Genomic DNA, 22353 nt, shown 5'->3' on the forward strand with positions numbered 1-22353 from the left:
GTGGGCGGGCGGCTCGACGCCGCGGCGGCCCGCGCCCGCCATCCGCGCGCCTGGCTGAGCTCCGCGTGGCGGGGCCAGTCCCTGCGCACCAAGCTGGTCGTGATGATCACGGTGCTCATGCTGGCCCTGGTCGCCGTGACCGCGATCGCCACCGCCGCCCTGTTCCGCCAGGAGGCGGTCCGCCAGCTGGACGAGGACATGGCCGCCAACCGGGACACGGTCTCGATGTACCTGGCCAACGTCGCCCAGACGGGCGAGTACTACATGCCGCAGCTGCCCATCCTGCGCTACTACGGCGTCGTCTGGGACAACGACGGCGACCGCGTCGTCCAGACGCCCGTGGTGCCGGGCTCGGACGAGCCCGACCTGCCCTCGATCACCCCGGAGCGGGCGCTCGAGATCGGCTCGGCCTCCTTCGAGGTGGCGGGCACGCAGGACGAGTCCAGCCGGTGGCGCGTGCAGCTGTACGGGCTGAGCAGCGGCGACGGCACCATGGCGGTGGCCCTGCCCCTGGAGGGCGTGCGCTCCTCCGTGGAGCGCGTGACCTCGCTCGTGGTCACCATCGGCCTGCTCGGGACGGCGGGCACCGTGATCGTGGCCAACCTGGCGGTCCAGCGCGCGTTCCGCGCCTTGAACCGCGTGGAGCGCACCGCCGCCAAGATCGCGGCGGGCGACTTGACCCAGCGCGTGGAGAGCGCCGCCCCGGACACCGAGGTCGGCCGGCTCTCCCGCTCGCTCAACGCGATGCTCGCGCACATCGAGTCCGCCTTCCGGGACAAGGAGGTCTCGGAGGACAAGATGCGGCGCTTCGTGCAGGACGCCTCCCACGAGCTGCGCACCCCGCTGGTGACGATCCGCGGCTTCTCCGAGCTCTACCGGCACGGCGGGCTGCGCGAGGAGGAGGACGTCGCTGCGGCCATGCAGCGCATCGAGTCCGAGGCCACCCGCATGACCCGCCTCGTGGAGGACCTGCTCACGCTGGCTCGCCTGGACGAGCAGCGCCCGCTCGAGCTGGCCCCCGTGGACCTGCTGATCCTGGCGATGGACTCCATGATGGACGCCTCCGTCAACGCCCCGGACCGCAAAGTCACGCTCGTGGGGCTCGACGGCGGCCGGGCCGGCTCTGCGCCGATCGTGGGCGACGAGAACCGGATGCGCCAGGTGGTGGTCAACCTCATGGCCAACGCGCTGCGCTACACCCCGGCGGGCACCCCGATCGAGATCGCCGTGGGCACCGTGGACCCCCTGGGCGGACCCGGGGCCGCGGGCGACGGCGAGGGCCGGACCTCCGTGATCGAGATCCGCGACCACGGGCTGGGCGTGTCCGAGGAGGACGCGGCCCGCATCTTCGAGCGGTTCTACCGGGCGGACACCTCCCGGCACCGCGAGACCGGCGGCACCGGCCTGGGCCTGGCGATCGTCGCGGCGATCGTGGCCCAGCACGGCGGCTCCGTGCGGCTGCTGGAGACCGAGGGCGGCGGCGCCACGTTCTCCGTGCACCTGCCGTGGGCCCCGTTCGAGGACGACGACGACCTCGAGGACGAGGACGACGCCGGCGCCGTGGCGGAGTCGGAGGACGCCGCCGAGGCGTCCCACACCGGCCCCCTCGGCCTGGTCGCGCCCTCGGGGGCGGGGGCCAGCGTCGTGGACGCGGCCCGGCGCAGCCGCCTGCTGCGCGCCGGCGTGCGGTTCCGGCGGGCCTCGGCCGAGCGCCGCCGTCGGGCCGGGACTCCTGCACAGGCCCCCGCCGAGGGCGCTGCATCCCCAGGCGAGGAGGAGCCCGGCCCCGCCGCACCCGACCGTCCCTAGCGTGGTGCCCGGCGGCGCCCGCCGCCACCAGCATCGAAGCAGAGGGGACAGGCACATGAGCATCGTGCAGATCGACGTCGAGGACCTGCGGGCCAAGAGCGGGGCCGTGGAGGGCTCCATCGGACGCCTCCAGGCCGAGGTGGGCGCCATGGAGGCGCACCTGCGCCAGCTGCAGGACACGTGGCGCGGCCAGGCGGCCGCCAACTTCCAGGGGGTGCTCACCGAGTGGCGGGCCACCCAGCAGCGCGTCGAGGAGTCGCTGGCCGGCATCCGCCGCGCCATGGACGCCGCCGCCCAGCAGTACCAGGACGCGGAGGCCGCGAACGCCGCCATGTTCCGCCACTGAGCGGGTGTGCGCACCGCGGGGCGCGGCCGAGGACGGCCGCGCCCCGCGGCGTGCTTCCTAGAGTGGTGCCATGACCGTCCTGATCGACCCGCCGGCTTGGCCGGCCCACGGCACCGTGTTCGCCCACCTCGTCTCGGACGCCTCCCTCGAGGAGCTGCACGCGTTCGCGCGCGCGGCCGGGCTGCCCGAGCGCGCGTTCGACCGGGACCACTACGACGTCCCCGCCCACCGGTGCGAGGAGCTCGTGGCCCGGGGCGCCGTGCCCGTGAGCGGGCGCGAGCTGGTCCGCCGGCTCGTGGCCTCCGGCCTGCGGGTGCCCGCCCGCGGCCGCGCCGAGAAGCGGGACGCCGTCCTGGCCCGGCGCTGGGCCGCGCTCTTCGAGGGCACCGGGGCGCGGGCGGAGGCCGTGGACGCGGCCGGCCGAGACCTGCGGGAGCGCTGGGCGCAGCCGCACCGGCACTACCACGACCGCTCCCACCTGCTGGCCGTGCTCGAGGCCGTCGACCTGCTCGAGCGGGCCGGCGCGGACCCGGGCCCGGAGCCCCGGGCCGTCCGGTTGGCCGCGTGGTTCCACGACGCGGTCTACGCCGGCGACCCGGCCGCCCCCGCGGGCCAGGACGAGGCCGACTCCGCCGCGCTGGCCGCGCGGATGCTCGCCGCGCCCGCGCTGGCGTTGCCGGCCGCCGTCGTCGGCGAGGTGCGACGCCTGGTGCTGCTCACCGCCGGCCACGACCCCGCCCCGCAGGACGCCGCCGGCGCCCTGCTCTGCGACGCCGACCTCGAGGTGCTTGGCCGCTCCCCCGAGGCGTACCGGCGGTACGTGCAGGCCGTGCGCCGCGACTTCGCCCACGTGCCGGACGCGGACTGGGCGCGCGGGCGCGCCGCCGTGCTCGAGTCCCTGCTCGGGGCGGAGCGCCTGTACCGCACGGCCCCGGGCCGCGCCCACTGGGAGGCGGCGGCCCGCCGCAACCTCGAGGCGGAGCTGGCGACCCTTCGCCCCTGACCCCCGACCCCGCCCCACCCCCGCCCCCTGCACTTTCGTTCGGGAAATCGTCGTTACCATCCCGTCCTCCTCGCCGGGTGACGACGATTTCCCGAGCGAAAACGCCCCCGGTTCTGCCCCCCGTCCCTGCCCCCTCCCCCGCTCCCGCGGACGCAGCGAGGCCCGCCCTCCCCGGACGGGGAGGACGGGCCTCGCGTGCTGGGCGCCCGGACGGACCGGGCGGGCTCAGCGGCTGATCACATCATGCCGCCCATGCCGCCCATCGGGTCCATGCCCTCGGCGCCGGCGGCGGCCTTCTCGGGCTTGTCCGCGACGACGGCCTCGGTGGTCAGGAACAGGCCCGCGATGGACGCGGCGTTCTGCAGGGCCGAGCGGGTCACCTTCACCGGGTCGTTGATGCCGGCGGCCAGCAGGTCCTCGTACTCGCCGGTGGCGGCGTTGAGGCCGTGGCCGTCCTGGAGGGTCTTGACCTTGTCGGCCACGACGCCCGGCTCCAGGCCCGCGTTGAAGGCGATCTGCTTGAGCGGGGCCTCGATGGCGACCTTGACGATGTTCGCGCCGGTGGCCTCGTCGCCCTCGAGGGTCAGGCCGCCGAACGCCTTGGCGCCGGCCTGGATCAGGGCCACGCCGCCGCCGGCGACGATGCCCTCCTCCACGGCCGCCTTGGCGTTGCGCACGGCGTCCTCGATGCGGTGCTTGCGCTCCTTGAGCTCCACCTCGGTGGCCGCGCCGGCCTTGATGACGGCGACGCCGCCGGCCAGCTTGGCGAGGCGCTCCTGCAGCTTCTCGCGGTCGTAGTCCGAGTCGGTGTTCTCGATCTCGGCGCGGATCTGGGCCACGCGGCCGGCGATCTGCTCGGCGTCGCCGGCGCCCTCGACGATGGTGGTCTCGTCCTTGGTGATGACCACCTTGCGGGCGGTGCCCAGCAGGTCCAGGGTGGCGTTCTCGAGGGACAGGCCGACCTCGGAGGAGATGACCTGGCCGCCGGTGAGGATGGCGATGTCGGCGAGCATGGCCTTGCGGCGGTCACCGAAGCCCGGGGCCTTCACGGCCACGGACTTGAAGGTGCCGCGGATCTTGTTGACCACGAGGGTGGCCAGGGCCTCACCCTCGACGTCCTCGGCGATGATCAGCAGCGGCTTGCCCGACTGCATGACCTTCTCGAGGATCGCCACCATGTCCTTCACGGAGGAGATCTTGGAGTTGACGATGAGGATGTAGGGATCCTCGAGGACGGCCTCCTGGCGGTCCGCGTCGGTGACGAAGTAGCCGGAGATGTAGCCCTTGTCGAAGCGCATGCCCTCGGTGAGCTCGAGCTCGAGGCCGAAGGTGTTGGACTCCTCGACGGTGATGACGCCCTCCTTGCCCACCTTGTCCAGGGCCTCGGCGATGAGGGAGCCGATCTGCTTGTCGGCGGCGGAGATCGAGGCGGTGGCCGCGATCTGCTCCTTGGTCTCGATCTCGCGCGAGGCGGAGAGCAGCTCGGCGGTGACGGCGTCCACGGCCTTCTCGATGCCGCGCTTGAGGGACAGCGGGTCCGCACCGGCGGCCACGTTGCGCAGGCCCTCGCGGACGAGCGCCTGGGCCAGCACGGTGGCGGTGGTGGTGCCGTCGCCGGCGACGTCGTCGGTCTTCTTGGCGACCTCCTTGACGAGCTCCGCGCCGATCTTCTCGTACGGGTCCTCGAGCTCGATCTCCTTGGCGATGGAGACGCCGTCGTTGGTGATGGTGGGGGCGCCCCACTTCTTCTCCAGCACCACGTTGCGGCCGCGCGGGCCGAGGGTCACCTTCACGGCGTCGGCCAGGGTGTTCAGGCCCTTCTCCAGGCCGCGGCGTGCCTCTTCGTCGAATGCGATGGTCTTGGCCATGATGCAAGTCCTTTCTGGACGTCTGCTTCCTACAGCTGGTGGCTGACCTGCATCGGTGCCCGCGACGGACGGCCCGCTGGGGCCTCACCGGTGGACAGGTCCTCCTCCACGGCGCCGGGCCGGCCGGGGTACGGCTGGCAGTCGCGCCTTCGGAGTGCTAACCCCATTATGAGCACTCGCCCGGGGAGAGTGCAAAAGGCCGGAGCGCCGCACGCCGCGGTGTCCGCGGACGGCGGACGGCCCCCGCCCGGGGCGCCGCGGGGCGCTCGGGCGGGGGCCGTCGGGGCCCGGACGGACCGTCAGCCGGTGACGACGACGGCGACGCCGTTGACCTGCAGGTTGGGGGTCTGCAGCACCGGGAAGCCGAGCTCGGCGGCGACGGCCTCGGCGGCCGCCTGGTTGCCCGAGCCGTTGTAGAGCACGGTGGAGGACTGGATGCCGTAGCCGCCCCAGTTCTGCGCGGACACGGAGGTGAAGCCGGCGGAGCGCAGGCGCTGGGCGTAGGAGGCGGCCAGGCCGGTGGTGCGGGTGGCGTTGTAGACCGTGACGTTGGTGGACCGCGCGGCGGCGGCGGCCTGGGCCGCGGCCGAGCGAGAGGCCTCCGCGGCCTGGGCGGCCTCGGCGGAACGGGACGCCTCCGCCGCGGCGGCGGCCGAGCGGGAGGCCTCCGCGGCCTGGGCGGCGGCGGCGGAACGGGACGCCTCCGCCGCGGCGGCGGCCGAGCGGGAGGCCTCGGCGGCCTGGGCGGCGGCGGCCGAGCGGGAGGCCTCGGCGGCCTGCGCGGCCTCGGCCGAGCGGGAGGCCTCGGCGGCCTGCGCGGCCTCGGCCGAGCGCGACGCCTCCGCCGCGGCGGCGGCCGAGCGCGACGCCTCGGCGGCGGCCGCCTCCTCGGCGGCGCGGGAGGAGGCCGCGGCGGCCTCGGCGGCCGACTGCTCCGCCGCGGACTGCGCGGCGGCCTGGGAGCGGGAGGCCTCGGCGGCGGCCGCATCCTCCGACGGGGAGGCGGGCTCGGTCGTGGCGGCGCCCTCGGTCGGGGAAGCCGGCTCGGACGAGGTCGAGGGGTCCGCGGCCGGGGACGAGGCGGAGGACTCGGCCGCGACGGGCTCGGAGCGGTCGCCCGTGAGCCAGGGCAGCACGACGCCCACGAAGAGGCCGGCGAGAAGGACGAGTCCGGCCACCAGCAGGAGCGGGCTGAAGCGGCGGGCGCCGCCCGCGGCGGCGGCCGCGCCGGCGGGGGCGGCGAAGGACGCGCGGTGGGCGCCGCGCTGGTCCGTGTACTCGGGGACCTCGTCGAAGCGGTCGGGCTGGTAGGCCATGGGTCAGTTCTCCTGGCGGGAAGCGGGCGTGGACGGGGCCGGGTCCGCGGGGGCCCTGCGCGCCCTGCTGCGGGTGCCGCGCTTGCGCAGCAGCCGGGCGACGAGCAGGGGCCGGTAGGCCAGGGCGGCCTCACGGTCCAGCAGTCCGTTCAACACCTGATAGTAGGCGGTCGGGGAGAGCCCGAGACGCTCCCGGACGGCGTGGTCCTTGGCGCCGCCGTGTCGCCACGTGGCGGCCTCGAGGTCCAGCACCGCGCGCTCCTGCGGCGTCAGCGCGTCCCGGCGGGGTTCGGGGGCGGAGGTCGGCATGGCCGCCACTGTACCCAGCGCGGCTACGCTCGGGGGATGGAGTTCATCGCACCCCTGGACCCCGGATGGGAGGCGGCGCTCGCCCCCCAGGCCGCCGCGCTCGAGCAGGTCGGCGCGGCCCTCACGCAGCGGCGGGCCGCCGGAGAGCAGGTGCTCCCGGCCCCCGAGCACATCCTGCGCGTGTTCCGCCGGCCCTTCGAGGACGTCCGGGTGCTCGTGCTCGGCCAGGACCCCTATCCCACGCCGGGCCACCCCATCGGCCTGAGCTTCGCCGTGGATCGCCACGTGCGCCCGCTCCCCCGCTCCCTGGTGAACATCCACCGCGAGCTGCAGGACGACCTCGGCATCGCCCCGCCCGCGCACGGGGACCTCTCGGCGTGGGCGGACCAGGGCGTCATGCTGCTCAACCGCGCACTGACGGTGCGGGCCGGCGCCCCCGGCAGCCATCGGGGCCTGGGCTGGGAGCAGATCACGGAGGCCGCGGTCCGTGCCCTCTGCGAGCGCGGCACCCCGCTGGTGGGCCTGCTGTGGGGCGCCGACGCGCGGCGCATGGCGCCGCTGCTCACCCAGGCGGGGGCCGGCGTCGTGGAGTCCCCGCATCCCTCCCCGCTGAGCGCGCACCGCGGGTTCTTCGGCTCGCGCCCGTTCAGCCGGGTGAACCGGCTGCTGGAGGAGGCCGGCGCGGAGCCGGTGGACTGGCGCCTGCCCGACTGAGCGGGCGTCGGCGGCTCAGCCGCGCTGGTGCATCACGAGCTCGGTGGGCAGCAGCGTGCCCATGCGGTCCGTGATGGGCTTGGCGAGCGTGTTGCCGAAGGCGACGCCGGCGGCGATCGCCACCACGATCACCGCGGCGTTGAACAGGCCCGCCAGGCCGAGCAGCGTGGAGCCGGTCTCCACGGTGAACCCGTAGACCGAGCGGAACATCATCAGGCCCGGCAGCAGGAACAGCATGGACGGCAGCACGATCACCAGGGCGGGCGCGGCGATGCGCTGGGCCACCAGGCGGCCGAGGAACCCGACCGCGGTCGCCGCCGCGGCGGGGACCAGCCGGTCCCCGATGCCGAGCTGCTGCGCCGCCAGGAACACGCCGTAGCCCGCGCCGGAGACGAGCCCGCACGCCAGGATCTGCGGCCAACGGGACTGCTCCACCACCGCGTCGGACATGCCGGCTGCCGTCACCAGGGCCAGCAGCAGCAGCGGCGGGTGCTGCAGGGTCCCCGCCTCGGCGAGGTCCAGGTGCTCCAGGCCCGCGAGGTCGCCGAGGGCGACCGCGACCATGATCCCCGCCATCACCCCCGTGAACACGAGCAGGGCGGAGAGGAAGCGGCCGGCCGCCGTGACGGGGAAGCCGTTGATGGCGTCCTGCACGGCGGTGACGAACCGCGCCGTGGGCAACAGCATCATGATGCCGCCGGCGATCACCACCGCCGGGTTGACCGGCAGCTCCAGGGCGAAGGCGGCCAGCGCGATCACCGTGGCCACGATCGCCCCGAACATGGTGGAGAAGATCTCGGGGAACCGGGCGCGGTCGGCCTGGATCTTGAGCCAGAACACGAGCCAGGTGGAGATCATCCCGAGCAGCGAGCCGGTCCAGTTGCCGCCGATGAACGGGATGAAGCAGGCCACGAACACCCCGGCGAAGAGGATCTCGAACACGGCCGGGAAGGGCTTGGGCTGGTGCCGGATCTCCACGAGCCGGCGCTGGGCCTCGGCGCGGTCCAGGCGGCCGTCCGCGATCTCCTCCACGAGCCGGTGGACGGCCACGAGGCCCTCGAAGTTCACGGAGGAGGAGCGCACCACGCGCTGCAGCGTGTACGGCGACTCGCCGCGGGAGGAGTCCGGCGCGTAGTTCAGCGAGATGGACTGGTTGGTCAGGTCCACCTCGGTCTCGAGGATCCCGTAGGCCTGCGTGACCACGATGATCGAGGTCTCCACGTCCAGGGAGGCCGCACCGAAGCTGAACATGGTCTCGCCCAGCTTGAGCGCGAAGTCCAGGGTGGTGCGCGCCTCGAGGGCGTGCGTCTCGGCCTCGCGGCGCTGCTGCAGGGTCGAGCGCATGCGGCGCCCGTACGGGGAGGAGTGCAGGCGGTCGGCCAGGACGAGCGCCTGGGTGGGCAGGTTCTCGACGAACACCTCGCGCGCCTTGCGTCCGCGGCGGCGCCCGCGCTTCTCCGGCGGGCCCACGGGCACCACGGGGTCCGGGACGGTGACGTCCGGCTCGGGGAGCACGTCCGGGGCGGGCAGGGCGCCGTCGGCGTCCGCGGGGGCCAGCACGGAGGTGGGCACCTGCTCGGACAGGGGCGGCTCGGTGAGCGGGGCGTCCGCGGCCTGCTCGGGGAGCTGCTCCTCCGGCGCCGCCGGCTCCGGACGCGCCACGGGCGCGGCGTCGGCCGGGTCCGGCTCCGCGGCGGCGGGGCGGACGACGGCGGGGAGCGGCTCGGCGGGCTCCACGGCGACGGCGGCGGGGTGGGCGTCCTCGGCGGGGTGCGGCCGGGCGTCCTCGGCGGCCGCCGGGTCCTGCGGCGCGGTGTCGTGGTCCGCCGAGGCGGGGCGCAGCACCGGGATGAGGGCGGGGACGGCGGGGGGCTCGGCGACCCGCGGGTCGAACCGCTCCGGCTCGTGGGTGCCCTCCGGCTCCATGCGGCTCACCGTGTCCTCTCCGTGTGCGGTGCGGGGATGAGAAAGGGCCCTCCCGAAGGAGGGCCCCGCTGGGTGGATCTTACTGGACTCGAACCAGCGACCTCTCGCGTGTGAAGCGAACGCTCTAACCAACTGAGCTAAAGATCCTCGTGCTCCGCGGCGCTTCCGCCCGGGCAACTCGATGGATACTACCCCCCTCCCCGGCGCGGGGCAAGTCGGCCGCCCGGGGCCGGCCCGGGCGCCAGGGACGGCGGCCCCGGCCGGGTGCACGGCGACGCCCGTCCCCGCGGATGGCGGGGACGGGCGCCGGGTGCGGGCCGCACCTCATCGGCCCGCGCAGGACGTCACTTGGCGGTGACGGCCACGTCGTCGATGCGGAACACGGTCGAGTTGGAGTAGTCCTCCACGCCGCGGAACCGCAGGGTCACGGTCTTGCCCTTGTAGGCGGACAGGTCCACGGTGTGCTGGGCGTAGGAGGTGCCCTTCTCGAGGTTGGAGTGCGACTTCACGGTGGTGGTCTGGGAGCCGTCCACGACCTGCACGGCCAGGGTGTCGTACTGCGAGCGGGTGGTGGTCTCGTCCGAGCCGACCTGCAGCCAGTAGCTCAGGCTCGCGCCGGAGGCCGGGACGGTGACGCGCTGCTCCACGGTGCCGGTGTTCGAGCGGCCGTAGCCGTTGAGCACGCCGTAGTTGGAGCCCGAGCGGGCGTAGCCGGCGGCGTTGCCCACGAAGTCCGAGGGGGTGCCGGTCCAGCCGGTGGCGCCGGACTCGAAGCCGCCGTTCACGATGACGCCGGTGGGGGTCGGCTCCTCCGGGGTGGTGGTCCCGCCGCCCAGCGCCGCGACGGCCCGGGTGGCGTCCACGAGGCCGGCGCCGCAGCCCGCGGAGCAGGCGACGGGCATGGAACGCGCGGTGGACTTCAGGGTGGACTCCACCTGGGCCGGGGTGATGCCCGGCTGCTGGGCGAGCATCAGGGCGGTCAGGCCCGCGACGTGCGGGGTGGCCATGGAGGTGCCGTTGTAGGAGGCGTGGCCGGCCGTGGTCGGCGTGGTCAGACCCTTGTTGATGGTGGAGATGATGCTGCTGCCGGGGGCGGTCACGTCCACGGCGGAGCCGTAGTTGGAGAATGAGGAGCGGGCGCCCTGGCTGGTGGAGGCGGCCACGGTGATGACGTTGGAGCAGTTGGCCGGGCGGGCGTTGGCGGCCGGCTGGTTCTCGTTGCCGGCGGCGACGACCACGGGCACGCCGCGGTTCACGGCGGCGTTGATCGCGTTCTGGTAGGTGGTGCCGCAGGTGCCGGAGCCGCCGAGGGACATGTTGATCACGTCCGCCGGGTTGGCGTTCGCGGGCACGCCGGTGACGCTGCCGCCCGAGGCCCAGACGATGGCGTCGGCGATGTCGGCCAGCGAGCCGCCGCACTTGCCGAGGACGCGGACGGGCTGGATCTTGGCGTTCGGGGCCACGCCCACCACGCCCTGGGTGTCCGTCACGGCGGCGACGGTGCCGGCCACGTGGGTGCCGTGCCAGGAGGAGTTGCCGGGCTGCGAGGCACCGCACTCGCCGGCGGCGTACCAGTCGCCCTCGTCGCGCGGGTTGGAGTCGCGGCCGTTGCCGTCGCGCGCCGCGGCGGAGCTGGAGTTGAAGTCGTAGCCGGCCACGACGTTGCGGTCGAGGTCGGGGTGGGAGGTGATGCCCGTGTCGAGCACGGCCACGGTGACGCCGGAGCCGGTGTTGTAGTCCCAGGCGCCGGGCACGCGCATGCCGTTGGTGCCGGTGAAGCCCCACTGCTGGGAGTAGAGGGCGTCCGCCGGGCTCAGCCCGGTGGCGGTCATGATGGCGTTGGGCTCGACGTCCTCGACGGCGCCGGAGGCCTTGAGGTCGGCCATGAACCGGGCGGACTCGGACTGGTCCAGCTTGCGGTCGGCCTGGACCACGTGGGAGCCGAGGGCGGTCTCGCGCAGCTCCTTCACCGAGACGCCGGCGGCCTTGGCGGCCTTGCCCCAGGCCAGGGCGCGGCCCTTGCCGTTGGAGTTCTGCGCGGTCTCCTTGTAGGTGACGATGAAGGAGTCGTAGCCGTCGGCGTTGGGGTCCGCGGCGTCGGCGGTGGCCAGCGGGGCCGCGGCGGCGGGGCGGGGGGCCTGCTCGGCCCGGGCGCCCTCGGCGGGGGCGGCGAACGCGGGCGAGCTGGTCAGGGCGCCGCCGGCGAGGACGGCGCCGGCCAGGAGGGCGCCGACGCGACGGCGGTTGCTGTGCTGCACGGAGGACTTCACTGTTGATCTCCTCGGAGGTCTGGGCCACCGGCTTCGGGACATCCGAGGGACTCGGGTCCGGGTGACTGACCTCACAGTAGGGTCGCGGCCCGGCGGCCACGAGGCCCGCGGTCGAAGTCTGCCGGATGGTCCACGCATCTCTGGCGGATCCGCCAGAGGCGGCTGGCCGATGGTGCCGCCGGGCACACAGCCGGCCCCCAGTTCCTGTGCGCCGCGTCTGCAAAGGCCTCCGCCCGGCCGGTGCAGCCACAGCCCGGGGACGCGGCCCGCTCCCGTCGAGGGACGCCCCGGGACGACGACGGCGCCGCACCCTCCTCGCGGAGGCGTGCGGCGCCGTCGGGCACGCGGGGCGTGCGCGGAGCCCCCTGCCGGATTCGAACCGGCGACCTGCTGTTTACAAGGCAGCTGCTCTGGCCAGCTGAGCTAAGGAGGCGGGCGGGCCGGCGGGCGAGGCCCCCTCCGGGGCTCGGGCCGACCGTCCCCAGGGTACAAGCCCTGCAGACGCGGCGGGGCGCCTCCGTGGTGGAGGCGCCCCGCGCGGGTCGAACCGTGGTCAGCCGGAGATCTTGGACTGCGCCCACTCCTGGAACGACTGGTCCGGGCCGCCGATGGCCCAGTTCTCGCCGTCCATGAACACGGTGGGGGTGCCGCCCACACCGGCCGCCTGGGCCTGGCGGGTGGTGTGCTCCACGGCGGAGCGGAAGGTGCCGTCCTCCACGCAGGAGGCGATGTCCGCGCCGTTGTCCTGGGCGAGCTGGGTCAGCGCGGCGTTGTCGATGCCCTTGCCGCCGTGCTCCTGGTAGGTCCCGAACAGGGCGGTGACGAAGCCGTTGTAGGCCTCGGGCTTCTGGTCCGCCACGCAGTAGGCGGCGTTGGCGGCGCGCGCCGAGTAGTTCTGGTTGTTGGGCGCGCTGAGGAAGTCGACCATGCGGTACTCGACCGTGACCTCGCCGGCCTCGAGCCACTGCTCGATCTGGGCGGCGTTGGAGGTCTCGAAGTCGGCGCAGTACACGCAGTTGAAGTCGGCGTACAGCACGATCTCGGAGGGCTCGCCCTCGGCTGGGGCCTCGGCGGCCGGGATGGTCTCCGGCTGCTGGGCGGCGCCCTGCTCCGGCACCTCGACCGTCGAGGCGTCCACCTCGCGGGCGCCGGCGCCCTCGGCCAGCGTGGTGGCGGAGGTCAGCTCGATGCCGCCCTGCTCGTTGGCGGCGGCGGGGATGGGGCCGGCCGCAGCGGGCTCGTCGCCGCCGCGGTTCAGGACGAAGGCCACGATCAGGCCGATCACCAGGATCGCAGCGAGCACGGAGCCCCAGATCACGGCGGTGCGGCGGCGGCCGTCCTTCTTGCGCTGCTGCTCCTGGATCTGGCGGGCACGCGCACGGGCGTCCGTCGCCGAGGTGTGCGAGCCTGACGTGTTCCGGGCCAAGGGTCCTCCTCGTGGGGCGGGCGGTCCGGGGCCGAGGGAGCGGACCCGGAGGTGAGGGCGGCAGACGCGCCGCGCGAGGCAAGCATAGCGGCCGTGTCTGAAAGAATCGTGACCGTGGACACCGTCGAGACCCCCTCCCCCGATGACCGGCTGACCGTCACGGGCGCCCCCTCCGGGGACGCCTCCGAGGACCCGGCGACGGCGCTGCTCGCCCTGCCGTGGTCCACCGCCCTCGAGGACTGGCCCGAGGACGTGCTGGCCGCGCTGCCGCGCGGCATCTCCCGCCACGTGGTGCGCTTCGCCCGTGTGGGCGGCGGCGTCGTGGCCGTGAAGGAGACCACCGAGGACCTGGCGTTCCGGGAGTACCGGCTGCTGCGCCGCCTCGAGGGCGGCCCGGCGCCGTCGGTGGTGCCGGTGGCCGTGGTCACCGGGCGCACGGACGGCCGCGGCGAGCCGCTGCCGGCCGCCCTCGTGACCCGCTACCTGCACTTCTCCCTGCCGTACCGGGCCGTGTTCTCCGAGCGGCTCGAACGCCGCACCCTGGTCCGGCTCATGGACGCCCTGGCCACCCTGCTCGTGGAGCTGCACCTCGAGGGCTTCTTCTGGGGCGACGTCTCCCTGTCCAACGTGCTGTTCCGGCGCGACGCCGGCGGCTTCGCCGCGCACCTCGTGGATGCGGAGACGGGCGAGCTGCGCGAACGCCTCTCCACCGGCCAGCGCGAGCACGACCTGGACGTGGCCGCCGTGAACGTGGGCGGGGAGCTGCTGGACCTGCAGGCCAGCGGCCTGCTGGACCCGGAGGTGGACCCGGCCGCCACGCCCGAGCTGTTCGTGGACGCCTACCGCCGCCTGTGGGACGAGCTCACCGGGCCACTGCTGTTCCCCCGCGCCGAGCCGTGGCGGCTGGACCGCCGCGTGCGCCGCCTGCAGGAGCTCGGCTTCGAGCTCGCGGAGTACTCCCTGCGCGCCGCCGACGCCCCGGGGATGATGCTCGCGGCGCCCGTGGAGGTCCACGCCGGCTACCACCGCCGCCGCCTCACCCGGCTCACCGGCCTGCAGGTCCAGGAGAACCAGGCCCGGCGCCTGCTCGTGGACATCGAGGCCGCCCGCCGCGCCTGGGACCCCTTCCTGGACTTGGAGGGCGCCGCCCACCGGTGGGTGGTGGAGGTCTTCGACCCCGTGGTGCGCTCCGTCCCCCTCGAGCTGCGCGCCAAGCTCGAGCCCGCCGAGGTGATGCACCAGCTCCTCGAGCACCGCTGGTACCTCTCCGAGGCCCGCGGGCAGGCGGTCCCCCTGCAGGAGGCCGTGGACTCGTACGTGGACACCGTGCTGCGCGTCCGCCGGGACGAGGACGCCGTGGCCCTGCACCCCACCACCACGATGCTGCGCACGGTCCCGCCAGCGGACGAGGACTGAGCCCCGGCCACCGGACAGGCGGCGGGACGCGCCGCGGGCCGGAGACCGGACGGGGCCCGGCTCAGCGGCGCAGCAGCAGGAAGCCGGGCGCCGGGACCGCCGCCGGGGCCTGCCCGGGGGCGAGCGGGCCGTCGTCGCCGTGGCCGGCGAGCAGCTCGGCGCCGGCCAGGTCCGCGGGCACGGGCAGCGGCTCCTCGCCCAGTGCCGCGAGCAGCACGACGTCGGCCTCCTCGCCGGCGCGCGTCAGGCGCACGTGGCGGCGCGGGGCGTCCACTTCGGCGCGCACCCGGTCGCGACGGGGGTCGGTGAGCTGGGGCAGGGTGCGCCGCAGCCCGATCAGCGTGCGGTAGGCCGCCAGGACGCGGGCGCCGCGCCCGCCCCCCTCGGTCTCGGACCAGTCCAGCACGGCGGAGTCCCGCGTGGCCGGGTCCTGCGGGTCCGGCACCTGCGCCGGGTCCCAGCCGTGGGCGGCGAACTCGCGCCGGCGGCCCTGGCGGACGGCCTCCCCGAGCTCCTCCTCGCGGAAGGAGGTGAAGAACGGCCACGGCGTGGCGGCGGCGAACTCCTCCCCCATGAACAGCATCGGCACGTGCGGGCCGGCCAGCAGCAGGGCCGCCTCGGCGGCGAGCGAGCCCTCCGAGAGCACCGCGGACGTGCGGTCGCCCGCGGCGCGGTTGCCCACCTGGTCGTGGTTCTGGATGCTCGCCACCCACGCGTGGTTGGGCACGTGGTCCGGCACGGGCCGGCCGTGGTCGCGGCCCCGGAAGGTCGAGCGGGTGCCGTCGTGGAAGTACGTGCGCTCCATGACCTTCGCGACCGCCTCGAGCGGGGCGAAGTCCGCGTAGTAGCCGTGGGTCTCCCCGGTCGCGGCCACGTGCAGGGCGTGGTGGACGTCGTCGTTCCAGGCGGCGGCCAGGCCGAGCCCGCCGGCCTCGCGCGGCAGCACGAGGCGCGGGTCGTTGAGGTCGGACTCCGCCATGAGCGGCACCGGCCGGCCGGTGCGGGCTGCCACCTCGTCCGCGAGCGCGGCCATCTCCTCAAGCAGGTGCACGGCGCGGCCGTCGCGCAGTGCGTGGACGGCGTCCAGGCGCAGGCCGTCCACGCGCATGTCCTCGAGCCAGAAACGCACGTTGTCCAGCACGAGGCGGCGCACCTCGTCCGAGTGGGCGGCGTCCAGGTTCAGGCCGTCGCCCCAGCCGGTGCCGCCGGGGCCCAGGTAGGGCCCGAACACGGGCAGGTAGTTGCCGGAGGGGCCGAGGTGGTTGTGGACCACGTCCTGCACCACGCCCAGGCCGGCGGCGTGCGCGGCGGCCACGAAGCGGCGGTAGGCGGCGGGCCCGCCGTAGGACTCGTCGACGGCGGACCAGGCCACGCCGTCGTAGCCCCAGTTCCGGGGCCCGGAGAAGGAGTTCACGGGCAGCAGCTCCACGTGGGTGACCCCGAGGTCCGCCAGGTGCGGCAGGCGCTCGATCGCGGAGTCCAGGGTGCCCTCGGCGGTGAAGGTGCCCACGTGCATCTCGTACAGCACGGCCCCGCGCAGCCCGCCGCCCTGGGGCTCGGCGGGGTCCGCCTCCCCGGCGCGGTCCTCGTCCGGCCATGCGAAGGCCTGCCCGGCGACGTCGCGGCGCGAGGGCCCGTGGACGGTGTCCGGCTGGCGGCGGGAGCGGGGGTCCGGCACGGGGTCGGACCCGTCCACCCGGTAGCCGTAGCCGGGGTCGGCGTCCTCGGCCGCGGTGTCGAGGCCGAGCGCGGCGAGCGGATCCTCGACCGGCGTCCACCAGCCGCCGGCGGCGGGGTCCATGGCCACGACGGCGGCGGCGGGCCACCGGTCCTCGGCGTCGTGGAGGGCGCCCGGCTCGGCGGTGACGAGGACGAGCTCCACGGTCTCGGCGTCGGGCGCCCACACGGCGTGGGGGGTGGCGCGGGCCGCGTCGACGGCGGCCCGCTCGGCCGCCGCGGGGTCCACGCGGTCCTCGCCGAGGGGGCGCAGGCCGGCGGTGTCGGAGTCGGGCCGGGCGTCGGTGTCGGGTCGGGTGCGGGTCACGGGGTGGCCTCCTCGGCGTGGGGGGGGACGAGCAGGGCGACGGGCAGGGTGCTCAGCAGCTCGTCGAGTCGGACGGCGCCGCGGGCGTCGGGGTGCACGGGGCGGCCGGTGACGGCGTCCTCCCAGCGTCCCGGCGGCAGGGTCACCACGGTCTCGCCCCAGCCGCCGGCCGCGGCGAGGTGCACGGGCCAGCGGGTGGCCACGGCGAGGGCGCCGCCGCGGTCGAAGGCCACCGCGTGCTCGGCGGCCGGGCCGGAGACGTCGAGCCGGCGATGCCGGGTGAACAGCTCGGGCCGGTCCCGCCGGGCGCGCAGCACGGCGGCGACGACGGTGAGCTTGGCGGCGTCGGCGTCGTCCAGGCCGGGCACGTGGCCGGCGTCGAGGCGGTCCAGCAGGTCGGCGCGGGCGTGGAAGTCCACGGGGCGGCGGTTGTCCGGGTCCACGAGGGACGGCACGGGCAGCTCGGTGCCCTGGTAGACGTCCGGCACGCCGGGGGCGGCGAGCTGGACGAGCTTGTGGCCGAGCTGGACCACGAGGCCGGGCTCGGCGATGCGGTCCGCGACCGCCTGCACGGCGCCGCGCGCGGGGCTGTCCGGTGCGGTGACGGCGCGGGCGAGATCCTCGAGGCGGCCCTCGAACTCCGGGTCCTGGTCCGTCCAGGTGGTGGACAGGGCCGCCTCCCGGGATGCCTTCTGCAGGAAGCCCAGGATCCGCTCGGTCGAGGGGGCGGTGCCGTCCGTGGGCCATACGCCCACGATCGACTCCCACAGCAGTCGCTCGGCGCCCTCGTCCCCGAGCGGGTGCAGGGCGCGCAGCCCCGCCAGCTCCCCCGCCCAGCGCTCGGGCTCCTCGGCGAGGACCGCGATCCGGGCGCGGACGTCCTCACCGCGCTTGGTGTCGTGCGTGCTCAGGGCGGTCATGGCGGTGGGCCAGGCGGCCTGGCGGGCCTGCTGCGCCGCGTGGAACGCGTCGAGGGACAGCTGCACGTGCGCGGGGTCCCCGCCGACCTCGTTGAGGTTGGCCCAGCGGGTCCAGCGGTAGAACGAGCGGTCCTCCACGCCCTTGGCCATCACCATGCCGGAGGTCTGCTGGAAGCGGCGGGCCACCGGGGAGTCGGGGTCCGCGAGCTCGGGGCCGAGGTCCGCCAGCACGGGAGCGAGGGCCGGCTCGGCCTCGCCCGCGTCCGCGAGCGCGCGCTCGAGCACGGCCAGGCCGACGGGCAGGTACGTGCGGTACACGGGCAGCCGGGAGAGGACGGCGACGAACGCGGCGGCCACGTCCTCGTCCGCGTGGGCGCCGAACGCGTGCACGCCGCGGACCTCGCGGACCAGGCGGGCGGTCTCGGCGGCGAGGGAGCCGGTGGCCACGTCCCGCTTGGCCTCGGCCACCACCTCGTCCCAGTCGCGACGACGGCGCTCGTCCTCGTCCGGGCCGCCGGCGGCGACGGGGTGCATGAAGACGCGCTCGACCTCGCCCAGGGCGTCGTAGCCGGTGGTGCCGTCCACGTCCCAGTCGGCGGGCAGCTCCTCGCCGGGTTCGAGGATCTTCTCCACCACGAGGTACCCCTCGGGCAGCACGTGCGAGCGCAGGCGCCGCACGTAGCCGGCGGGGTCGGCCAGGCCGTCCGGGTGATCCACGCGCAGCCCCTGGACGAGGCCCTCGCGGACCCAGCGGGCGGGCTCGGCGTGGACGGCGTCGAAGACCTCCGGGTCCTCCACCCGCACCCCAGCGAGGGTGGTGACGGTGAAGAAGCGGCGGTAGTTCAGCTCGGCGTCCCCGCGGCGCCAGCCGATGAGCCGGTAGTGCTGGCGGGCGTGCACCGCGCGGGCCAGGCGCGCGCGCTCGGGGGTCGGCTCGTCCGCGGGCTCGGCCCCGGCGAAGACGTCCGCGGCGCGCAGCCCGGTCTCCTCCTCGGCGGCCGCGAGGGAGCCGGGCGCCAGCGGGTAGCGCGTATCCCAGTGGCGCAGCCGCTCGCCGTCGTCGCCGGTCTCCACCACGAGCCGGTCCAGCTCGGCCTCGGCCTCGCCGTCGGGGCCGTCGCCGAGCACGGGCAGGAGCACCCGGCCGTCCCCGGCGGTCCAGTCCACGTCGAACCAGGGGGCGTGCGCCGCCTCGGAGCCGTGCGCGAGCAGGTCCCACCAGGCGGGGTTCGCCTCGGGGGTCGCCACGCCCACGTGGTTGGGCACGATGTCCACGAGCACGCCGAGGCCGGCCTCCCGCGCCGCGCGGGCGACGGCCTCGAGACCCTCGGCGCCGCCGCGGGCCTCGTCCAGCCGGGTGGGGTCCACCACGTCGTACCCGTGGTCCGACCCGGGCTCGGCCTCGAGGATCGGGGAGAGGTAGAGCCAGCCCACGCCGAGACGCCGCAGGTAGGGCACGAGCCCGGCCACGGACTCCAGGGGCAGGTCGGGCCCGACCTGGAGCCGGTAGGTCGAGGAGGGGACGGGGTGCTCGGTCGAGGTGCTCACGCGGCGACGCTAGCAGAGGCCCCGGACGCTGCATCAGGGCCGACGGACGGCCCCGCCGCGGGGCCGGCGCGCGAGCCCGGCCCTCGGGGCCCGCCCCGTCAGGCCCCGCCGATGACGTCGATGAAGATGTCGTCCCCGATGAAGGGCTCGCCCGAGGGGTCGACCAGGACCATCTCGTCCTTCAGCACGGTCCCGTCGGGCTGCGTGAGGTCGATGATGAACCCCGTGCCGGACTGGCGGATCCGCTCGACGTCGGTGTAGCCGTACTTGGCGGTGAGGTTCTGGCGCAGCGCGTCCAGCCCGGCCAGGTGGGTCCAGACGCCCACGCCCGCCAGCACGACGGCGGCCACGAGTCCCACGACGCCCACCCGGCGCTGGAGCCGGGTGTTGTCCAGGACGTCCACCTCCGTGTTGCGCCCGTGGGCGGCGGCGTGGCGCCGGTGCCGGCGCTCCCGCCAGATCCCGGCGGCCAGCAGCGCCGCGCCGATCACGAGGGCCAGCAGGGCGGCCCAGTAGGCGAGCCAGGGGGTGGTGAGGTCGACGCGCTCGAAGGCCATGCCCCAGTGTGGCACAGCCCACACCGAGGTCGGCGCGGCAGCGGGGTCGTCACCGGGGCCGGGTCGTCACGGCAGCGGGGCACCCCGCGCGGCGGTCCACAGCCGGTGCCACTGGGCGGAGTCCATGGCCTCCGCCGCGGCCACGGCGTCCGCGCAGGCCGCGATCCGCCCGGGGTCCTGGGACCCGATGACGGGCCGCACGCCCCAGGGCAGGCGCAGCAGCCACGCCAGCACCACGGCCTCGCGGCTGGTGTCCAGCTCCCGGGCGACCTCGCCCACGACGCCGGCCGCGCCGTCGTCGCCGGAAGAGAAGCGGCCCTGGCCCAGGGACCCCCAGGCCTGCAGCTCGATCCCCTCCGCCGCGCACACGCGGCCGAGGTCCGCGACGTCCGCGTCCGCGGCGGCGCCCGGATGGTTGGCCAGGATCACCGACTCCACGAGGGTGCGGTGGTGCAGGCCGAGCTCGACCTGCACGCACGCCAGGCCGGTGCCGTCGGCGGACTGGGCGGCCAGCTCGCGCTGGAACTCGAGCGTCCGGCCCACGCCGAGGTTGGAGACGCCGAGCTTGCCCACCAGCCCCTCCTCCCGCGCGTCGAGGAAGGCGCGCACGGTGTCCGCCACCGGCGTGAGCACGTCCGGACGGTGGATCACCAGGGTGTCCACGCGCAGCTCCCCGAGGCGGGCGAGCGAGCCCTCGAGGCGGGCGCGCACGTACTCGGGCGAGGAGTCGTAGCGCACCATCGGCCGCCCGTCGGCGTCCACCTCGTCCAGCACGATCCCGCACTTGGTCTGCACCTTCAGCGCGGAGCGCTCCTCGTAGGGCAGCTCGTGCAGCAGCGCCCCCACGGTCTCCTCGGACACGCCGGCCCCGTAGATGTCCGCCGTGTCCAGCAGGTCGACCCCGGCGTCGATGCCGGCGCGCAGGGCACCGCGGGCCCGCTCGCGGGCGGCCTCCGCGGGCTCCGGCCCGGCGGGCGCGAGCAGGGCCGGCCCCTCCCCCGGGGCCGGGGCGGGGGCCGCACCCCAGGCCATGGTCCCGAGGACGATCGGGCTGGCGGGGGCCGACGCGGGGTCGAGGGGCGTGTACTGGCGGGAGACGCTCATCCACCCAGCGTCTCACGACGGCCCCCGGACGGGCCCGGGCGCGCCCCCCACCCCCCCTGTGATGGGATGAGCCCATGAAGCTCGCCACCTTCCGCCAGCCCGACTCCGACGCCGCCTACCCGGGCGCCACCTTCGCCGCGGTCATCACCTCCGTGCACCCCGAGGACCCCGAGGTCGCGGTGCGCGCCGTGGCACTGCCGGAGTGCCGCGACGTCGGCGAGTACCTCACCGCCGAGCCGCAGGAGCAGCGCGAGATGGTGGAATCCGCCCTGCGGGCCGCCCAGGAGGACCGCTCCCTCCTGCTGGACACCTCGACCCTGGTCTACGACACGCTCATCCCCTTCCCCACCAAGGTGTTCTGCGTGGGCCTGAACTACACGAACCACATCGAGGAGACCGGGCAGGACCAGCCCGAGCACCCCACCCTGTTCGCGAAGTTCCCCCAGTCCCTCACCGGCGCGCTCGACCCCGTCGAGGTGCCCGAGGAGGACCACCGCGTGGACTACGAGGGCGAACTGTGCATCGTCATCGGCGAGCCGGGGCGACGGATCGCCGTGGAGGACGCAAAGGAGCACATCGCCGGCTACGCCGTGGCGAACGACGTCTCGATGCGCGGCTGGCAGGGCCGCACCTCCGAGTGGCTGCAGGGCAAGGTGTGGGAGGCCTCCACCCCCGTGGGCCCGTGGCTGGTGACGCCGGACGAGCTGACCGCCGACGCCCGCATCATCACGCGCGTCAACGGCGTCGAGCGCCAGGACGACCGGATCGCGGACGTGGTGTTCTCCCCCGAGGAGCTGGTCGCCTATGTCTCGCAGATGATCACGCTCAACCCGGGCGACCTCATCATGACGGGCACCCCCGCCGGCGTGGCCGTGGCCCGCAAGGGCGCGGACGGCCGCCGCCCGTGGCTGCGGGCCGGGGACGTCGTCGAGGTGGAGATCACCGGCCTGGGTCGGCAGCGCAATGAGCTCGTCTGAGCCCGCCGCCCCGGCCGCCCTCCCCCGCACGGTCGGGATCCTGGGGGCCGGGCGCGCGGGCACGGGGGTGGCGCGTGCGATCGCCCGCATCCCGCGGCTCTCCCCTGGCCTGCCCGAGGTGCGGGCCCTCGTGGCCGGCACGCGGCGCCCGAGCGCGGTGCAGCGCCACCTGACGGTGTACGCGCCCGCCGCGCAGGCCGTGGCGGCCGAGGAGCTCGCGGCCCGCGCCGAGGTGGTCGTGGTGGCCGTGCCCCGGGAGGACCTCGACGACGTCGACCCGCTCGCCCTCGCCGGGCCGGGGGTCCGCGCCGTGGTGGACATGACGAACACGTGGGGCGAGGAGATCCTCCCCGCGTGGCTCGAGGCCGGGCCCGACGACGCGCCGGGCACCGCCCGGATCGCCGCCCGCTGGGCCGCGGCGGGCCTCGAGGTCCCCGTGGTGCGGGCCCTGTCCGAGGTCTCCCACCACGACCTCGACGTGCACGGCCGCGCCGCCGCCCCGCGCCGGGCGCTGGCCGTGGGCACCGTGCCCGCCGCCGACGCGTCCGACCCGGGCGCCGTCGTCGCCGCCCGGGACGCGGTGGCCGCGCTCGTGACGGCCATGGGCTTCGACGCCGTCCCGTACGAGGGGCTCGAGCGGGCGGCCGTCCTGGAGCCGGGCGGCGCTGGCTTCGGCGTCGCCCACGACGCGCGGGAGCTGGCCGCGCTGCTCGGCGTGGGCCCGCGGGACTGAGCCCCGCCCGTCGCCCAGACGGTCCCGGGGCGGGCGCCCGCGCCTAGGCTGGCCGGAACGCCCGTCC

At 75.6% G+C, this 22353-nt stretch carries 17 protein-coding genes and 2 tRNA genes; 7 read left to right on the plus strand and 12 right to left on the minus strand.

Features of this window, described 5'->3' with window-relative positions:
• The 3 genes from HDA33_RS07635 (at position 1) to HDA33_RS07645 (ending at position 3158) form a co-directional block, all read left to right on the plus strand.
• Positions 1-1809, plus strand: coding sequence for an ATP-binding protein (locus HDA33_RS07635; protein ID WP_184172268.1), 1809 nt, complete (start codon positions 1-3; stop codon positions 1807-1809).
• A gap of 55 nt (positions 1810-1864) precedes the next feature.
• Complete coding sequence (locus HDA33_RS07640) at positions 1865-2155, plus strand: WXG100 family type VII secretion target (protein ID WP_158492683.1); 291 nt, start codon at positions 1865-1867, stop codon at positions 2153-2155.
• Positions 2156-2225: 70 nt separating this feature from the next.
• Complete coding sequence (locus HDA33_RS07645; protein ID WP_184172270.1) at positions 2226-3158, plus strand: DUF4031 domain-containing protein; 933 nt, start codon at positions 2226-2228, stop codon at positions 3156-3158.
• A gap of 236 nt (positions 3159-3394) precedes the next feature.
• On the opposite strand, the gene groL is transcribed toward HDA33_RS07645, so the two are convergent.
• The 3 genes from groL to HDA33_RS07660 all read right to left on the minus strand — a co-directional run bounded on the left by groL (position 3395) and on the right by HDA33_RS07660 (position 6651).
• Positions 3395-5026, minus strand: a complete 1632-nt coding sequence (groL, locus tag HDA33_RS07650) for a chaperonin GroEL (RefSeq protein WP_184172272.1) — start codon at positions 5024-5026, stop codon at positions 3395-3397.
• A gap of 299 nt (positions 5027-5325) precedes the next feature.
• Positions 5326-6342 carry a LytR C-terminal domain-containing protein gene (locus HDA33_RS12895; protein ID WP_184172274.1) on the minus strand — a complete coding sequence of 339 codons (1017 nt, stop codon included), beginning with the start codon at positions 6340-6342 and terminating at the stop codon, positions 5326-5328.
• A 3-nt stretch (positions 6343-6345) separates the two neighbouring features.
• Entirely contained in the window at positions 6346-6651 is a 306-nt protein-coding gene (locus tag HDA33_RS07660; RefSeq protein WP_036380258.1) for a DUF3263 domain-containing protein, read from the minus strand.
• Positions 6652-6687: 36 nt separating this feature from the next.
• Between HDA33_RS07660 and HDA33_RS07665 the strand changes: the two genes are divergently transcribed.
• Entirely contained in the window at positions 6688-7365 is a 678-nt protein-coding gene (locus tag HDA33_RS07665) for a uracil-DNA glycosylase (protein ID WP_184172276.1), read from the plus strand.
• 15 nt (positions 7366-7380) lie between these two features.
• On the opposite strand, the gene HDA33_RS07670 is transcribed toward HDA33_RS07665, so the two are convergent.
• From HDA33_RS07670 to HDA33_RS07690, 5 genes are all read right to left on the minus strand, one after another.
• Positions 7381-9291, minus strand: coding sequence for a threonine/serine exporter family protein (locus tag HDA33_RS07670; protein ID WP_246417161.1), 1911 nt, complete (start codon positions 9289-9291; stop codon positions 7381-7383).
• 73 nt (positions 9292-9364) lie between these two features.
• A tRNA-Val gene (locus tag HDA33_RS07675) sits at positions 9365-9438 on the minus strand.
• Between the two features lie 197 nt (positions 9439-9635).
• Positions 9636-11561, minus strand: a complete 1926-nt coding sequence (locus HDA33_RS07680; protein WP_338104290.1) for a S8 family serine peptidase — start codon at positions 11559-11561, stop codon at positions 9636-9638.
• A 359-nt stretch (positions 11562-11920) separates the two neighbouring features.
• Positions 11921-11994 (minus strand) — tRNA-Thr (locus tag HDA33_RS07685).
• Positions 11995-12114: 120 nt separating this feature from the next.
• Positions 12115-12987, minus strand: a complete 873-nt coding sequence (locus HDA33_RS07690; RefSeq protein WP_184172282.1) for a DsbA family protein — start codon at positions 12985-12987, stop codon at positions 12115-12117.
• Between the two features lie 93 nt (positions 12988-13080).
• On the opposite strand from HDA33_RS07690, the gene HDA33_RS07695 reads away from it, so the two are divergent.
• Entirely contained in the window at positions 13081-14403 is a 1323-nt protein-coding gene (locus HDA33_RS07695) for a DUF4032 domain-containing protein (RefSeq protein WP_248195171.1), read from the plus strand.
• Positions 14404-14464: 61 nt separating this feature from the next.
• Here the strand turns inward: HDA33_RS07695 and treZ are convergent, their stop codons facing one another.
• From treZ to HDA33_RS07715, 4 genes are all read right to left on the minus strand, one after another.
• Entirely contained in the window at positions 14465-16447 is a 1983-nt protein-coding gene (gene treZ / locus HDA33_RS07700; RefSeq protein WP_184172284.1) for a malto-oligosyltrehalose trehalohydrolase, read from the minus strand.
• The gene (treY, locus tag HDA33_RS07705) at positions 16444-18915 is read right to left on the minus strand and encodes a malto-oligosyltrehalose synthase (RefSeq protein WP_184172286.1); all 2472 of its coding nucleotides are present in this window, start codon (positions 18913-18915) and stop codon (positions 16444-16446) included. Before treY ends, treZ begins: the two co-directional genes overlap by 4 nt.
• 98 nt (positions 18916-19013) lie before the next feature.
• Positions 19014-19472, minus strand: coding sequence for a hypothetical protein (locus HDA33_RS07710; RefSeq protein WP_158495176.1), 459 nt, complete (start codon positions 19470-19472; stop codon positions 19014-19016).
• Between the two features lie 66 nt (positions 19473-19538).
• Complete coding sequence (locus tag HDA33_RS07715) at positions 19539-20576, minus strand: aldo/keto reductase (RefSeq protein ID WP_184172288.1); 1038 nt, start codon at positions 20574-20576, stop codon at positions 19539-19541.
• A gap of 74 nt (positions 20577-20650) precedes the next feature.
• Between HDA33_RS07715 and HDA33_RS07720 the strand changes: the two genes are divergently transcribed.
• Together HDA33_RS07720 and HDA33_RS07725 are read left to right on the plus strand one after the other, a co-directional pair.
• On the plus strand, positions 20651-21553 hold the full coding sequence (locus tag HDA33_RS07720; protein WP_184172290.1) for a fumarylacetoacetate hydrolase family protein: 903 nt from the start codon (positions 20651-20653) through the stop codon (positions 21551-21553).
• A complete protein-coding gene (locus HDA33_RS07725; RefSeq protein WP_184172292.1) occupies positions 21540-22286 on the plus strand; it encodes an NAD(P)-binding domain-containing protein in 747 nt (248 codons plus the stop codon). The genes HDA33_RS07720 and HDA33_RS07725 overlap by 14 nt, the downstream gene beginning before the upstream one ends.
• Positions 22287-22353: the final 67 nt, after the last annotated feature.

It is taken from the genome of Micrococcus endophyticus (assembly GCF_014205115.1).
Classification (GTDB): domain Bacteria; phylum Actinomycetota; class Actinomycetes; order Actinomycetales; family Micrococcaceae; genus Micrococcus; species Micrococcus endophyticus.